The sequence below is a fragment of the Peribacillus sp. B-H-3 genome (assembly GCF_048572925.1).
GTDB lineage: Bacteria > Bacillota > Bacilli > Bacillales > DSM-1321 > Peribacillus.
In genome coordinates this window covers 3,650,890-3,667,121 of record NZ_CP183879.1, presented here as the reverse complement: position 1 = coordinate 3,667,121, position 16,232 = coordinate 3,650,890, and the positions used below count along the sequence as shown (strand labels likewise).

The 16,232-nt window shown below is 43.4% G+C and carries 13 protein-coding genes and 1 pseudogene; 12 read left to right on the top strand and 2 right to left on the bottom strand.

Annotation, left to right across the window (positions count from 1 at the left end):
- Window positions 1-115: 115 nt before the first annotated feature.
- The gene (holA, locus tag ACN6MY_RS18240; RefSeq protein ID WP_419881448.1) at window positions 116-1,129 is read left to right on the top strand and encodes a DNA polymerase III subunit delta; all 1,014 of its coding nucleotides are present in this window, start codon (window positions 116-118) and stop codon (window positions 1,127-1,129) included.
- A 281-nt stretch (window positions 1,130-1,410) separates the two neighbouring features.
- Here holA and ACN6MY_RS18235 read toward each other — a convergent pair.
- Window positions 1,411-1,877 (bottom strand): annotated as a pseudogene (locus tag ACN6MY_RS18235) (DUF2691 family protein).
- Window positions 1,878-2,195: 318 nt separating this feature from the next.
- Window positions 2,196-2,459, bottom strand: a complete 264-nt coding sequence (gene rpsT, locus ACN6MY_RS18230; protein ID WP_419881447.1) for a 30S ribosomal protein S20 — start codon at window positions 2,457-2,459, stop codon at window positions 2,196-2,198.
- A gap of 279 nt (window positions 2,460-2,738) precedes the next feature.
- Here rpsT and gpr point away from each other — a divergent pair, with 279 nt between their 5' ends.
- From gpr to ACN6MY_RS18175, 11 genes are all read left to right on the top strand, one after another.
- Entirely contained in the window at window positions 2,739-3,857 is a 1,119-nt protein-coding gene (gene gpr / locus ACN6MY_RS18225) for a GPR endopeptidase (protein ID WP_419881446.1), read from the top strand.
- Between the two features lie 93 nt (window positions 3,858-3,950).
- The gene (gene spoIIP, locus ACN6MY_RS18220) at window positions 3,951-5,150 is read left to right on the top strand and encodes a stage II sporulation protein P (protein WP_419881445.1); all 1,200 of its coding nucleotides are present in this window, start codon (window positions 3,951-3,953) and stop codon (window positions 5,148-5,150) included.
- Between the two features lie 21 nt (window positions 5,151-5,171).
- Window positions 5,172-5,507 (top strand): YqxA family protein, encoded by a 336-nt coding sequence (locus ACN6MY_RS18215; protein WP_090989086.1) that lies wholly within the window; start codon window positions 5,172-5,174, stop codon window positions 5,505-5,507.
- Between the two features lie 713 nt (window positions 5,508-6,220).
- On the top strand, window positions 6,221-8,056 hold the full coding sequence (lepA, locus tag ACN6MY_RS18210; RefSeq protein ID WP_419881444.1) for a translation elongation factor 4: 1,836 nt from the start codon (window positions 6,221-6,223) through the stop codon (window positions 8,054-8,056).
- A gap of 87 nt (window positions 8,057-8,143) precedes the next feature.
- Complete coding sequence (hemW, locus tag ACN6MY_RS18205) at window positions 8,144-9,274, top strand: radical SAM family heme chaperone HemW (protein WP_419881443.1); 1,131 nt, start codon at window positions 8,144-8,146, stop codon at window positions 9,272-9,274.
- A gap of 102 nt (window positions 9,275-9,376) precedes the next feature.
- On the top strand, window positions 9,377-10,408 hold the full coding sequence (hrcA, locus tag ACN6MY_RS18200; protein ID WP_419881442.1) for a heat-inducible transcriptional repressor HrcA: 1,032 nt from the start codon (window positions 9,377-9,379) through the stop codon (window positions 10,406-10,408).
- A gap of 84 nt (window positions 10,409-10,492) precedes the next feature.
- Entirely contained in the window at window positions 10,493-11,074 is a 582-nt protein-coding gene (gene grpE / locus ACN6MY_RS18195) for a nucleotide exchange factor GrpE (RefSeq protein ID WP_419881441.1), read from the top strand.
- Window positions 11,075-11,121: 47 nt separating this feature from the next.
- Window positions 11,122-12,957, top strand: a complete 1,836-nt coding sequence (gene dnaK, locus ACN6MY_RS18190) for a molecular chaperone DnaK (protein ID WP_419881440.1) — start codon at window positions 11,122-11,124, stop codon at window positions 12,955-12,957.
- Window positions 12,958-13,317: 360 nt separating this feature from the next.
- Window positions 13,318-14,457, top strand: a complete 1,140-nt coding sequence (gene dnaJ, locus ACN6MY_RS18185; RefSeq protein ID WP_419881439.1) for a molecular chaperone DnaJ — start codon at window positions 13,318-13,320, stop codon at window positions 14,455-14,457.
- A 17-nt stretch (window positions 14,458-14,474) separates the two neighbouring features.
- Complete coding sequence (gene prmA, locus ACN6MY_RS18180) at window positions 14,475-15,416, top strand: 50S ribosomal protein L11 methyltransferase (protein WP_419881438.1); 942 nt, start codon at window positions 14,475-14,477, stop codon at window positions 15,414-15,416.
- A gap of 63 nt (window positions 15,417-15,479) precedes the next feature.
- Window positions 15,480-16,229, top strand: a complete 750-nt coding sequence (locus ACN6MY_RS18175; RefSeq protein WP_419881437.1) for a 16S rRNA (uracil(1498)-N(3))-methyltransferase — start codon at window positions 15,480-15,482, stop codon at window positions 16,227-16,229.
- Window positions 16,230-16,232: the final 3 nt, after the last annotated feature.

Genomic DNA, 16,232 nt, shown 5'->3' with positions numbered 1-16,232 from the left:
GCGTTTATATAAATCGGGGATTGGCCTATTAGGCCGATTCCCGTTAATAGCTTGTCAAAATGCTTTCTTATCTATACCATTATAATAAGAATACATAGCAAAGAGGCGGTTTTCATTGGTATTAGATATTTGGAAAAGTATTAAAGCAAAGCAGTTTGCCCCTGTGTACCTGATATATGGGACAGAAGCTTACCTGATAAACGAAACAAAGCAGCTTTTTTTGCAGCATGCCCTTACAGAAGAGGAGATTGATTTTAACTTTGCTCAGTTTGATTTAGAAGAAACTCCTATAGAAACAGCCCTTGAAGACGTTGAAACACTCCCTTTTATGGGAGATCGGCGTCTTGTTTTCATGCAGAACCCATTCTTTTTGACTGCGGAGAAAACAAAATCTAAGATTGAGCATCAGGTGAAAAGGCTTGAGGAATATTTATCGAATCCTGCCCCTTATTCCATTGTTGTGCTAACGGCTCCTTACGAAAAGCTGGATGAGCGGAAAAAAATCACTAAAGAGCTTAAAAGGAAGGCAGTACTTGTCGAAGCGAAAAAACTGAATGATCATGAACTGAAGGCATGGATCAGGGAAAGGGCAGCCATTTCGCATGTGCAGATTGATGAAAATGCCATCGATTTATTACTCGAACTTACTGGAACTAACCTTATGCAGCTCACAAGCGAAATTGATAAAATGGCTTTGTATGCGGATGACGAAAAAAGGATAGATACCCTGGTTGTTGAAAAGCTTGTTGCTAAATCTCTGGAACAAAATATTTTCACGCTTGTAGATTATGTTCTGCAGCGGAACATTGAGGGAGCGATAACCATTTATCGTGACCTTCTGCGGCAAAATGAAGAACCGATTAAAATCCTTAGCGTAATTGCAGGACAAATCCGCATGCTTTACCAGGTGAAGGAGCTGTCAAGGCAGGGCTACAGCCAGCAAAAAATTGCTTCAGCGCTTAAGGTCCATCCTTACCGTGTGAAGCTCGCTGCCGCAAAAACAAACACATTTCAGGAAAAAGAACTCCTGGCCATTGTGAAAGATCTTGCCGAAGCCGATTATAAAATAAAAACGGGCCAGGCTGAAAAAGCACTCACACTGGAACTGCTGCTCTTGAAAATGAGGTAATCCTGCTGAGGGTTTGCTGAACCAATCACCATTACGGACAGGCTATTGAAGCAGTCTTTAAAGGATAGCCTTTGGTAAATTGGCCGGCAGATTTCCGCTGCAGGTGTTTCGCTTTCCGCGGGGCGTGCTCCAATCCGCCTATTGCTTTTTGAAGAGTAACCAGTATTCACAAAGCCAGATCCCTTATGTCTTAGGGAATCTGGCTTTTAAATTTGGCTCTTGTAAATAATATTGTGGTTATTCAATAAGAATAAAATCCTAAGTTAAGCTAAAACCTGTTGTTACCACACTGATAGCCTTGTTCTTGTATCGTTTTTATCTGTAATATAGTTGAGGCTATTAAAACCTTTTAATTTCGCATTTTGATATAAGCCTTCGAGTTTAGCCTTGCTTTACAATAAATTGTCACATATATAGAGTCAACAACTAAAAGCATGAGCTGACAATTGCTCTTTACATATTCCTCATACGTTTCAATAAGTAATGAATTCTTCCCTTTCGGATAGGCTTGTAAATTTACAAAGATGAGATAATATTTATTTTCTTCCAAAAGTTCTCTAAGAAATAAGCCACCCATTTCGTTTATCTCTTCCGAGAAAAGAGGTTCCCGTAACTCTTCATCCTCCACTAAATAGGATTCTTCGTCACCACTTGCCCAAGCGAATTCAGTAATTTCAAAGGACATTAATACCTTCCAAAGAAAACTTCCATATTCATTGGGAATTTCGAAAGTTATACCTCGTTGCATTTTTCATCTCCTTCCTTTATCTAACAAGGAAAAGCAACGTTATAACTATGACGTCATCCTAATATATAATATGTGAGGATACGTATTGCCAAAGTAATGGCAGAAAGGCAATTGATTCCATTCACATGTTCAAATACCATCAAGAAATAATGAAACTGGCTGGGCAAAAATAGGACTGTGAACCTGACAAATCTATTTTTGAATAGCGGCCGCAATGCTTGTTAATGATGAATAATGCAAAAAGGTGACAGCCATTTGGCCGTCACCTTTTTGCAGCGTGAAAAAAACGACCCGGGTGGATCGTTCATTGAGCATTCATTAAGCGTTTAAAGAGTTAAGTCTTTTCGTTAAACGAGATTTTTTACGGGCTGCCGCATTTTTATGGATTAATCCTTTAGATGCAGCCTTGTCTAATTTTTTAGAAGCAGTTAATAGAGCTTCTTTTGCATTGTCTGCACTGTTAGCTAATGCAGTTTCAGCGTTTTTCACTGAAGAGCGCATGTTAGACTTTACAGTTGCGTTTTGAGCGCGGTTAGTATCGCTTGTTTTTACGCGTTTAATTGCAGATTTAATGTTTGGCATTCCGTTCACCTCCTACACAAGAAATCGAGATTATATGAACTCGACTTTTCAAATCTATACCAAATAGCACAAGTGATATTTTATCAGACTGCTCCCTATAATGCAATACTCTGAATCAGAATCGAAAAGGAATTATTTTTTAAGACCAAGCTTTATCTCGTTACATATCATTGTATCAAAAGAATCCGGAATAAAAAAGCAATATCGGAAGAATGTTTATAAGAAAGTATGGAGAATACTAGATTATATACTTTTACAGATGGGAGAACAAAAGCTGCGATGAAAAAGAAATTGGATGTTAGCCAATATTCAGTACGGACAGATCTTGCTGTTGAGGCAAGGGAGCTTGTCATGGACAACAATGGAGTAGCGGGTGAAAAAGATGTTTCTCATATTGAAGGTGTCATCATTAAGGAAAAGGATGTTGAAGACCTGAAAATTTCTTTGATAGAGGTAACAGCAGAAGGCGAAAAGCATATCGGCAAAAAGCCAGGCAGCTATTTAACGATTGAAGTACAGGGAATCCGGCAGCAAAATACGGAAACCCAGCATAAGGTAGAGCAGGTATTTGCTAGTGAGCTTGGCAGTTTTATAAAGGGAATGGGCATCACAAAAGACAGCAGCTGCCTAGTAGTCGGACTCGGGAACTGGAATGTGACTCCTGATGCTTTAGGGCCGGCAGTAGTGGAAAATCTTGTGGTTACTAGGCATTTATTTCAGCTTCAGCCTGAATCCGTTGAGGAGGGATACAGGCCAGTAAGCGGCATTGCTCCTGGAGTTATGGGAATTACCGGCATCGAGACCAGTGACATCATCCTTGGGGTGATTGAAAAAAGCAAGCCGGACTTTCTCATTGTGGTGGATGCGCTCGCCGCACGCTCTCTTGAGAGAGTCAATGCCACAATCCAGATTTCAGATACAGGCATCCATCCAGGCTCCGGAGTTGGAAATAAAAGAAAAGAACTGAGTAAAGAATCGCTGGGGATTCCGGTCATTGCTGTAGGTGTGCCAACTGTAGTGGACGCGGTTACGATTACGAGTGATACGATTGACTATATCTTGAAGCATTTTGGCAGCGAGCTAAAAGAGGGTGACAAGCCATCGAGGGCACTCGCCCCTGCAGGGTTCAGTTTTGGGAAAAAGAAAAAACTGACTGATGAAGATTTGCCTGATGAACAGCACAGGCAGACCTTTTTGGGCATCATTGGCACCCTTAGGGAAGATGAAAAAAGGAAACTCATCCATGAAGTGCTTTCGCCTATCGGGCATAATCTGATGGTGACGCCTAAGGAAGTGGATGTATTCATAGAGGATATGGCCAATTTACTAGCAAACGGATTGAATGCAGCCCTCCATGAAGCCATCAACCAGGGGAATACTGGCTACTATACGCGCTAAAGAGACTAGCTTTTTTCACAAAACCCGTTCTACTTCTTCTAGTATCTTCATAATCATTACTAGACAAGCTTTAGAAAGGGTGACAAAGAAAAGATGCGAAGAAACCGGCATACAGGTATGATCACAGTTATCAATGGCTCAACGATTATTAAGGGTTTTCTTTCGATTCTGGTTCTGCTTCTTTTCATTTTTTCGGCGAGCGGGGTTCTCACATCTCTGAAGCCAGAATATAGGATTTCATCCGGTTCGGTCAATTCGGTTGCCAACCAATTTTCAGGGAAAATGCTCTTCTCCATGCTGGCGAGCGAAAATCATTACTTTTTTAACGCACTCCCAGGAGGAGAGCCTGCAGTTAGCGTGACTCCCCAGCTTTTAAAGCTGACAACCAATATTTCCATGGATGATCCCAGAAGCCTTCTAGGCAGGGAGCTGCCAGGGTTCTCGATATTTGATACGGAAATCCTCGTGGCAGGAAAAGGGACAAACTATACCAATATGCCTTATGAATCATCGCCTCCAGGTGATGTAGCGGAAAATGGAAAGGATGCTGCACTCCAGAATGTGGATCAAATAAAAGAACCGCAAAAGCAGGCCTCCCAGGATCCTAAGATGACCACAGGCGGGCGAAAAGTGGTTTTGATATATAATTCGCACAACAGGGAATCCTTTCTGCCTTATCTCAAAGGTGTGACAGATCCGAATCTTGCGAGCCATTCAAAAATCAATGTAACCAAGCTAACTGATAAGCTTGTACAGGATCTTAATGATAAGGGGATAGGATCCCAGGCCAGCAAGACAGATATCCTTGCAAGGCTGAATCAAAAAGGTCTGAAATATTCCAGGTCCTATCAGGAGGAAAGAGGCGTCTTGCAGACGACGATCGTCTCCAATAAGAATCTTCAGTATTTTGTCGATATCCACCGGGACTCGAGGCGCAAAAAAGACACGACTATTGTGCTGAACGGAAAAAGCTATGCCAAGATTGCTTTTGTAATTGGAGGGAAAAATGCCAATTATGAAAAAAACGCTGCACTCGCAAGCAAGATGCATAAAGCGCTTGATAAAAAATATCCTGGATTATCAAGGGGAGTACTGCTGAAAAAAGACAAGGGCGACAATGGTGTGTATAACCAGGATCTTTCCTCGAATGCCATGCTTATTGAAGTTGGCGGAGTGGATAATAATTTTGATGAAATGTACAGGACAATTAATGCCTTTGCAGATGCATTCAGTGAAATTTACTGGGATGCTAAATCCGTAAGCGGATCATCAGGCAGCCCGGCAGCAAAATAACCGCAGAAAGGAGCTGTTTCCATGTTTCGGTTTTCAATGAAATGTCTAGGCGTAACACTTATCTTATTCCTTGGGGTCCTGATCGGCATGCAGTATGCCAATCAGGGAATGAAAACGATGAAAGGCTTCAATGACCCTAAGCTGTACAGTGCATTCACAGTGAAGGAATCCAAAAAGGGCAATATGGAAGCAGCCATTCTCGGCGAAAAAGTAACCAGCCACGACCTTGAAAAAAAGAAAGAAAAGCTGCAGCAGCTTAAAGCCTACAATGTTTTTTCATCAGCAGGAAAGCAGCTGTCACAATCATTAACCAGTCTCTTTGAAAAAACGGCTGATAAAATAGGCGGCACCCGCTGAAATAAGCATGGAATCGGAAACCACTTGTGATGTTGGTTTCTTTTTTTTTAAGGGGCTGATTTCCGCTTCAGGATGCTTCGCTTTCCGCGGGGCAGGCGGTGAGCCTCCTCGTCTTTGCCTGCGGGGTCTCACTTCCTGCTGATCCCGCAGGAGTCTCGCACCTTACGCTCCAATCAGCTCTGTTTAACAATGTGATTGCCTTACAAAACTTATTAAATACATCAATTTTCAAGAAGGCTGTTTTCGTAAACTGTGCGCTGAATAAGGGGCTGATTTCCGCTTCAGGATGCTTCGCTTTACGCGGGGCAGGCGGTGAGCCTCCTCGTCTTTGCCTGCGGGGTCTCACGTTCCTGCTGATCCCGCAGGAGTCTCGCACCTTACACTCCAATCAGCTCTGTTTAACAATGTGAGCACCTTACAAAACTTATTAAATATATCAATTTTCAAGAAGGCTGTTTTCGTAAACTGTGCGCTGAACAAGGGGCTGATTTCTGCTTCAGGATGCTCTTGTTCCTGTTAGCCCCTTTCTTCAGCGCCTAGCTTGCTGTGCAAAAGACCGCCTGTGCCAGGAAGGCAAAGAGCAGCCTTCCAGTCCCATGCGCCTATTTGCTTCGCAAGCTGGACAGGCGCTTCCGCTTTTCTTGTTGAATCTCTCTTTTTGTACTGCTATAATCAAAAATAGTGCATTGTGTCGACAAGTAGGAGTGAATGTTATGAATAGAGAAGAAAAATTAAAGAGGCAATCTAAAATTCGTAACTTTTCGATTATTGCTCATATTGACCATGGTAAATCCACATTGGCGGATCGTATTTTAGAAAAGACGAACGCTTTGGCTCAGCGCGAGATGAAAAGCCAGCTTTTGGATTCGATGGACCTTGAGCGTGAACGGGGAATTACGATTAAATTAAATGCTGTTCAATTAAGATATACAGCCAAGGATGGAGAAGAGTACATTTTCCATTTGATTGATACACCAGGGCATGTCGACTTCACTTATGAAGTATCGCGAAGCCTTGCTGCCTGTGAAGGAGCGGTCCTAGTAGTGGATGCTGCCCAGGGAATTGAGGCGCAGACTCTGGCCAATGTGTATCTGGCTTTGGATAATAACCTGGAGATTATTCCGGTTATCAATAAGATTGATTTGCCAAGTGCCGATCCTGAGCGGGTCCGCGGCGAAATTGAAGATGTAATCGGGCTGGATGCGAGCGATGCGGTTCTTGCCTCTGCAAAAGCAGGAATTGGAATTGAAGATATCCTTGAGCAGGTCGTGGAACTTGTTCCTGCACCGCAAGGCGATCCGGAAGCACCTTTAAAGGCACTGATTTTTGACAGCTTGTATGATGCTTACCGCGGAGTTGTTGCTTACATCCGTGTAGTCGAAGGCTCTGTCAAAGTCGGCGATAAAATTAAAATGATGGCAACGGGAAAAGAATTCGAAGTCATCGAACTCGGTGTGTTCACACCTAAAGCTAAGCAGCTGGATGAATTAACTGTGGGAGATGTAGGTTTCCTGACGGCTGCCATTAAAAATGTCGGCGATACACATGTGGGTGATACGATTACAGGTGCTAAGAATAGTGCTGCTGAAGCACTGCCTGGCTACCGGAAATTGAACCCGATGGTATACTGCGGTTTGTATCCGATTGATTCAGCCCGTTTCAACGATTTAAGAGATGCGCTGGAAAAGCTTGAATTGAATGATTCTGCGCTTCAGTTCGAACCGGAAACCTCCCAGGCCCTTGGCTTTGGCTTCCGCTGCGGATTCCTTGGACTTCTTCATATGGAAATCATCCAGGAGCGTATTGAACGTGAATTTAAAATTGATCTTATTACAACAGCTCCAAGTGTAATTTACGATGTCATCTTAACGGATGGTACGCAGCTGAAGGTTGATAACCCTTCCAATATGCCGGATCCCCAGAAAATAGACCGTGTGGAAGAACCTTATGTAAAAGCGACAATGATGGCACCCAATGAATTTGTTGGGGCGATTATGGAGCTTTGCCAGAACAAACGGGGAAATTTCATCGATATGCAGTATATGGATGAAAACCGCGTCAGCATTGTTTATGAAGTTCCGCTTTCTGAAATTGTATATGACTTCTTTGATCAATTGAAGTCCAATACAAGGGGATACGCTTCATTTGATTATGAAATGATCGGCTATAAAACGTCCAAGCTTGTGAAAATGGATATCCTTCTGAATGCAGAAACAGTTGATGCCTTGAGCTTTATTGTCCATAACGATTTCGCCTATGAACGCGGCAAGCTGATCGTTGACAAACTGAAAGCATTGATTCCAAGACAGCAATTCGAGGTGCCGATACAGGCTGCCATCGGGCAAAAAATTGTTGCACGTTCAACAATCAGTGCCATGCGTAAAAACGTGCTGGCAAAATGTTATGGCGGAGATATTTCCCGTAAACGTAAATTGCTTGAAAAGCAAAAAGAAGGTAAAAAGCGGATGAAGCAGGTTGGTTCCGTAGAAGTGCCGCAGGAAGCTTTCATGGCGGTTCTGAAAATGGACGACACGACTCCGAAAAAATAAATAAGCCAAAAAAGAGGTTAGACCGGTCACAACTGACATCTAGCCTCTTTTTCTATCTTGTAAACCAGACTAAAAGGTGTGATAACAATGATTAAAAGTGCATATCTTCACATTCCGTTTTGTGAGCATATTTGCCATTACTGCGATTTTAATAAAGTTTTCCTGCAGGGGCAGCCTGTAGATGAATATCTGAAGAGCATGAAAAAAGAAATGGAGCTCTCCCTCCGCAAATACACGGCCGGCAATCTGGACACTATTTTCGTCGGAGGAGGGACACCGACTTCCTTAGATGAAAAACAGCTGGAATATCTGTGTGCATCTATTAAAGAAACCCTTCCTTTTAACGAAAATACTGAATACACCTTTGAAGCCAATCCCGGAGATTTATCGGCTGAGAAGCTGAAGGTGCTTTTTGACTCAGGTGTAAACAGGCTAAGCTTTGGGGTGCAGAGCTTTAATGATGAGCTATTAAAGAAGATTGGCAGAACACACAGGGCTTCGGATGTTTATGAAACACTTGAAAAAGCCAGGGCGGCTGGTTTTTCCAATATCAGCATTGATTTAATATACGGTCTTCCAGGGCAGGAAATGGAAGACTTCAAAGATACTCTGAATAAGGCGATGGAGCTTTCGCTTCCTCACTTTTCTGGATATTCATTGATTGTTGAGCCAAAAACTGTTTTTTACAACCTTATGCAAAAAGGAAAGCTCAACCTGCCGCCGCAGGAATTGGAAGCACAGATGTATGAGGTGCTGATGGAAACGATGGGCAAGCATGGCCTCCGCCAATATGAAATTTCGAATTTTGCTAAGCCTGGTTTTGAAAGCAGGCATAATCTAACATACTGGAATAATGAAGAGTATTTCGGTTTTGGGGCAGGGGCGCACAGCTATACATCAGGGAAAAGAATTGCCAATTACGGACCCCTGAAAAAATACATGACCCCTATTTCAGAGGGAGAATTGCCTGCTATGGAGGAGCATACTGTTTCTATAAAAGAAAAAATGGAAGAAGAAATGTTTTTAGGACTCCGAAAAGCAGAGGGAGTTTCACTTGCGCATTTCAGGGAAAAGTTTTCTGTAGAAATGAAGGAGATTTTCGGGAAACCGCTCGAAGAACAATTCTCAAAGGGGCTGCTTGAAGAAAGAGCCGGTACCGTTCGTCTGACTCAACAGGGAAAGCTGCTGGGCAATGAAGTCTTTCAATCATTTTTATAAGAAAAAAGAAATGTTTATCCGTTGACATCATTGACTTCATTTGTTAATTTATTAGTAGTATTAGCACTCAGTGGTATAGAGTGCTAACAGAGGTGATCAAACATGTTAACTGATCGTCAATTGCTGATCCTGAAGGTTATTATCGATGACTTTATCAGAAATGCTCAGCCGGTAGGCTCGCGAAGCTTGTCAAAAAAAGAAGAAATCACCTTTAGTTCAGCGACAATCCGCAATGAAATGTCGGATCTTGAAGAATTGGGCTTTATTGAAAAAACCCATACTTCATCAGGGCGTATTCCGTCTGAACAAGGGTATAGATACTACGTGGATCATCTTCTTCATCCGCAGAGGCTTAAGAAGGATGACAGGGCAATGCTGCAGTCCATATTTGCCGAGCGGATTTATGAACTGGAGAAAATTGTCCAGAAATCTGCAAAGATCCTTTCTGAATTGACAAGCTATACAAGCATCGTACTGGGCCCGAAAGTGAAGGATAATAAGCTCCGGAAAATCCAGATTGTCCCTATCAGCCCGGATACGGCTATTGCCATCATCATAACGGATACCGGGCATGTGGAAAACAAAATGATTTCCCTGCCGCCGTCCTTTGATTTGAATGAAATTGAAAAGATGGCGAACATCCTGAATGACAGGCTGGCTGGAGTGCCGCTTGCAGAGCTGAAGGACAAAATTTATAAAGAAGTTGCCGTGCTTTTGAGGCAGCATATCCATAATTACGGTACAATTGTATCGTCTCTGGCAGATACCTTTGCGGTTTCTGAAGCCGGGAAGATCTTTTTTGGCGGCAAAACGAATATGCTGAAGCAGCCTGAATTTCATGATATCGAAAAAGTGACATCACTGCTTTCGATGATTGAGCAGGAACAGGGAATGTATGATTTGATCAAACAAAACCCTGCTGGCATCCATGTTAAAATCGGCCGGGAAAATAACAACACGGTACTTGATGACTGCAGCCTGATTACTGCCACTTACTCAGTGGGCGAGGAGCAGGTTGGCACAATTGCAATCCTGGGACCTACAAGAATGCAGTATTCACGTGTGATCAGTTTATTGGAATTTTTCTCGAACGACATGACCGCACTTTTGACAAGATTGTATCAAAACCATTAGCAAAGGCAATATTGGTAGGGGGATGAATATCCTCCCTGCTTTATATTCCTAGCATATAAACAACCCTTTTAGGGAGGTGAAATTGTGACAGAAGAAAGAAAGAACGAATCAACTGTTGAAAATGAGACAGCTGCAGAAACTGAGGCTGATGCAATATTTGCAGAAGGTGATGTTCAGGATGAAAATTCCCAAGCATCTGAAGAAACGACGGATTCATCCGCTAAAATCGCTGAATTGGAAGCGAAGATAGAGGAAATGGAGAATCGATACCTTCGCCTTCAGGCTGATTTTGACAATTCACGGCGCCGTTCGAAATTGGATTTTGAAGCGGCTCAAAAATATAGAGCTCAACATCTTGCTTCTGAACTCCTTCAGGCCCTTGATAACTTTGAAAGAGCCATTAAGGTGGAAGCGGATAATGAGCAGACTAAATCCTTGCTCCAAGGCATGGATATGGTGCATAAAGGCATTTTAGCTGCACTTAAAAAAGAAGGCGTGGAGCCGATTGAATCAGTTGGAAAAGAATTTGACCCCCACTTGCACCAGGCTGTAATGCAGGTTGAGGATGAAAATTTCGAATCCAATGTGGTTGTGGAAGAGTTCCAAAAAGGATACATGCTAAAAGATCGGGTCCTTCGCCCTGCTATGGTCAAAGTGAACGGATAATCCGATTATAACGTTGTTTACATACGAAAACGGGAGGTAATGGAAAAATGAGCAAGATTATTGGTATTGACTTAGGTACAACGAACTCTTGTGTCGCTGTACTGGAAGGCGGCGAGCCTAAAGTAATTCCGAATCCGGAAGGCAACCGCACAACTCCTTCAGTTGTTGCGTTCAAAAATGGGGAAAGACAGGTCGGTGAAGTTGCAAAACGCCAATCGATCACAAATCCTAATACAATCATTTCCATCAAACGCCATATGGGTACAGCTCATAAGGTAGAGGCAGAAGGAAAAGAATATTCTCCTCAAGAAGTTTCTGCAATCATCCTTCAGTATTTAAAATCATATGCTGAGGAATATCTTGGCGAAAAAGTTACAAAAGCGGTCATTACGGTTCCTGCTTACTTCAATGACGCTGAGCGCCAGGCAACTAAGGATGCAGGGCAGATTGCCGGACTTGAAGTTGAGCGCATCATCAATGAGCCGACTGCAGCTGCACTTGCATACGGTTTGGACAAAACAGAAGAAGACCAGACAATCCTTGTTTTTGACCTTGGCGGCGGTACTTTCGACGTTTCCATCATGGAGCTTGGCGATGGCGTATTTGAAGTAAAAGCGACTGCAGGGGATAACAGATTGGGCGGAGACGACTTTGATCAGGTCATCATCGACTATCTGGCTGCTGAATTCAAAAAAGAAAACGGCATTGATCTTTCTAAAGATAAAATGGCTCTTCAGCGTTTAAAAGATGCTGCTGAAAAAGCGAAAAAAGATCTTTCAGGCGTTACTTCAACACAAATTTCACTTCCTTTCATCACAGCTGGAGAATCAGGACCTCTTCACCTTGACGTGAATCTTACAAGAGCGAAATTTGATGAACTTTCTTCAAGCCTTGTAGAACGCACAATGGGACCTACTCGCCAGGCACTTAAAGATGCAGGCCTTTCACCATCTGATATCGATAAGGTTATCCTTGTCGGCGGATCTACCCGTATTCCGGCTGTTGTGGAAGCGATCCGTAAAGAAACAGGAAAAGAGCCGCATAAAGGCGTAAACCCTGATGAAGTAGTAGCAATGGGTGCTGCAATCCAGGGCGGAGTGCTTACAGGCGATGTGAAGGATGTTGTTCTTCTTGATGTAACACCTCTTTCACTTGGAATTGAAACAATGGGCGGAGTGTTCACAAAATTAATCGACCGCAATACAACGATTCCTACAAGCAAGTCACAGGTATTCTCAACTGCTGCAGATAACCAGACTGCTGTTGACATCCATGTGCTTCAGGGTGAGCGCCCAATGGCTGCCGACAACAAAACACTTGGCCGTTTCCAATTGAGCGATATCCCGCCGGCACCACGCGGAATCCCTCAGGTTGAGGTTACATTTGATATTGATAAAAACGGCATTGTAAATGTTCGCGCTAAAGATCTTGGCACAAACAAAGAGCAGGCCATCACAATCAAATCATCATCAGGCCTTTCTGATGAAGAAATCGACCGCATGGTACGCGAAGCGGAAGAAAATGCGGAAGCAGACAAAAACCGCAAAGAAGAAGTTGAGCTTCGCAACGAAGCAGATCAGCTTGTATTCACAACTGAAAAGACGTTAAAAGATCTTGAAGGCAAAGTGGATGAAGCAGAAGTTGCTAAAGCAAACGAAGCGAAGGATGCTTTGAAAGAAGCCATCGAGAAAAATGAAATCAGCGATATCCGTGAAAAGAAAGATGCACTTCAGGAAATCGTGACTAATCTTTCCGTGAAGCTTTATGAAGAAGCTGCAAAAGCCCAGCAGGCTGCTCAAGGCGGAGCTGACCAGCAGGGAAATGGCGACGATAACGTAGTGGACGCTGAGTACACAGAAGTTAACGACGACGATAAAAAATAATTCAGCCTAAAATGGCTGAATTGGCTACCATTAAAAAAGTCAAAGTCAGGGTTTCTTGGCTTTGGCTTTTTTTAAATGAGACCTATTGCTTATCTCTGCAGGTGCGGGATTCCAAGGGTGGGCTGCCGGCCAAAGTCCCCTGGTCTGAAAATGGTATTCTTAATGGCGGGAAGATGTAATTGGAAATATGGTTAATTTTCCCATTCACGAGAAATGGATGAAGCTGTATGCATATGATATAGGGTCCTGCGTTAAATGATGGGCGCAGTCATTTGCCGGGCTTACTTTTTACCTTGCACTTTAACTTTGAAAAATGATAATATTATCTTTATGTGAAACGGATCGGGAGTGGATTAATCTATGAGCAAACGTGATTTTTACGAGGTATTGGGAGTGTCGAAAAGTGCTTCCAAAGATGAAATAAAGAAAGCATACCGCAAGCTTTCCAAACAATATCATCCTGATATTAATAAAGAAGCAGATGCGGCAGACAAGTTCAAGGAAATCAAGGAAGCTTATGAAGTATTGAGCGATGAACAAAAGAAAGCCCATTACGACCAGTTTGGGCATACAGACCCTAATCAGGGCTTTGGCGGTTTTGGCGGCCAGGACTTTGGCGGCGGCGGTTTTGGCGGGTTTGAAGATATCTTCAGCACGTTCTTTGGCGGCGGCGGTGGCGGCAGAAGGAGAGATCCGAATGCACCAAGGCAGGGTTCAGACCTTCAATACACAATGACACTTTCTTTTGAAGAAGCTGTTTTCGGAAAAGATACGGAAATTGAAATCCCGCGTGAAGAAAATTGCGATACTTGCCACGGTACAGGCGCAAAGCCTGGCACTAAGGTTGAGACATGTTCGCACTGCCACGGAACAGGGCAGCTAAATGTAGAACAAAATACACCAATCGGGCGGATTGTGAATCGCCGCACCTGTCATCATTGTCAGGGAACTGGAAAGATCATTCCGAATAAATGTTCAACATGCCACGGAGCAGGCAAGGTTCAAAAACGCAAAAAAATCAGCGTGAAGGTTCCGGCCGGTATCGATGATGGCCAGCAGCTGCGCGTTTCAGGCCAGGGCGAACCAGGTGCAAACGGCGGTCCTGCAGGAGATTTATACGTCGTATTCAATGTTCGCGGCCATGAATTCTTCGAGCGTGACGGCGACGATATTTATTGTGAGATGCCAATTACCTTTACTCAAGCAGCTTTGGGTGACGAAATAGAAGTACCGACCCTGCACGGCAAGGTAAAGCTCAAAGTTCCTGCCGGCACGCAAACAGGCACTCGTTTCCGCCTGAAAGGTAAAGGTGTTTCCAATGTCAGGGGCTATGGCCAGGGAGACCAGCATGTGGTCATTTTGATTGTTACACCGAAAAAATTAACTGATAAACAAAAGCAATTGCTTAGGGAGTTCTCTGAAATCAGCGGTCAATCTGCACCTGATGAACACGAAGACGGCTTCTTTTCAAAAGTAAAGCGTGCCTTTAAAGGCGAATAAGAGGAGAGTTTTTCAATATGAAGTGGTCAGAACTAACAATCCACACAACAAATGAAGCAGTAGAACCGGTTTCCAATATTCTGCATGAAGCAGGTGCCAGCGGGGTCGTCATTGAGGACCCTGCTGATTTGGTAAAAGAACGGGAAAATGTATTCGGTGAAATTTACCAGCTCAATCCTGCGGACTATCCGCAGGAAGGTGTAATCCTGAAAGCCTATCTGCCTGTCAACAGCTTTCTTGGTGAAACGGTAGAGGAAATCAAGGACGCAATCAATAATCTTCTCCTTTTTGATATCGACCTTGGAAGAAACTCTATTTCAATCAGCGAAGTGAATGAAGAAGAGTGGGCAACTGCCTGGAAAAAGTATTATAATCCCGTGAAAATTTCGGAAAGATTTACAATCGTTCCGACATGGGAAGAATATACACCAGTCAAGAGCGACGAACTTATCATCGAGCTTGATCCGGGAATGGCTTTTGGAACAGGCACACACCCTACGACTGTCATGTGCATCCAGGCACTTGAGCGCACAGTAAAGCCTCATGATAAGGTTGTAGATGTCGGCACAGGCTCTGGTGTTCTGAGTATTGCGGCGGCTATGCTTGAAGCCCAAGAGGTGCAGGCGCTGGATCTCGATATCGTTGCTGTTACTTCAGCAAAGCTGAATGTGAAGCTCAATAAGGTACAGGATATTGTTTCTGTCACCCAAAACAATTTGCTTGATGGCGTCGATGAAGCCGCTGATGTGGTGGTTGCCAATATTTTGGCAGAAGTCATCATGAGATTTACTGATGATGTCGCTAAAGCAGTAAAACCTGGCGGATATTTTATCGCATCAGGAATCATTCAGGCTAAAAAACAGGATGTAAAGGATGCAATTAGCGCCTCCGGATTTACCATTGAGGAAACGATTCTAATGGAAGACTGGGTTGCGCTGATTGCCAAGAGAAATCATTAAAGCGCAGCTCCGGCTTTTTTTCGATAATCGGGAAATTCTATTACTAAAAAAGCGGGTGCCAGCATGCAGCGTTATTTTTTGAGGAAATGTGATGTTGAAGGAAATACTGTAACCATTTCCGGAGATGATTTTCATCATATTACCCGTGTCATGAGAATGGAATCAGGCTCAAAAATCATTACGGTTACAGAGGATGGACAAGCAGGCGTTTGTGAAATAACAGATATTTCCAGCGATTCGGTGATCGGTAACGTTATAGAATGGAAGCATGAAGAAAAAGAACTTCCTGTTTCTGTAACCATTGCGAGCGGTCTACCTAAAGGGGATAAATTGGAGTATATTGTCCAAAAAGGCACTGAACTTGGTGCAGCAGAATTTATCCCTTTTATTGCGGCCCGTTCCGTCGTAAAATGGGACCAAAAAAAAGCCGGCAAAAAAACAGAGCGCCTGCAGAAGATTGCAAAGGAAGCGGCTGAACAGTCCCACCGCACAATTTTGCCGAATGTTCAAGAACCAGTTTCCCTGACGGAGCTTGCAAACCTTTCTGGTTTCCATGTGAAGCTGATAGCATTTGAAGAAGAAGCAAAGCGGGGAGAAACCAGCATATTAGCATCTTTGCTTGGCAAGGCAGTGCCCGGACAGAGGATTTTATTTGTCTTTGGTCCTGAGGGCGGCTTGTCAGAGGCTGAAATTGAAAAGCTAAGCGCTGCAGGGTTTATTTCTTGCGGGCTTGGGCCAAGGATATTAAGGACAGAAACAGCACCGCTATATGCTTTAGCGGCTGTATCTTATCATTTAGAATTATTGAGGTGATGA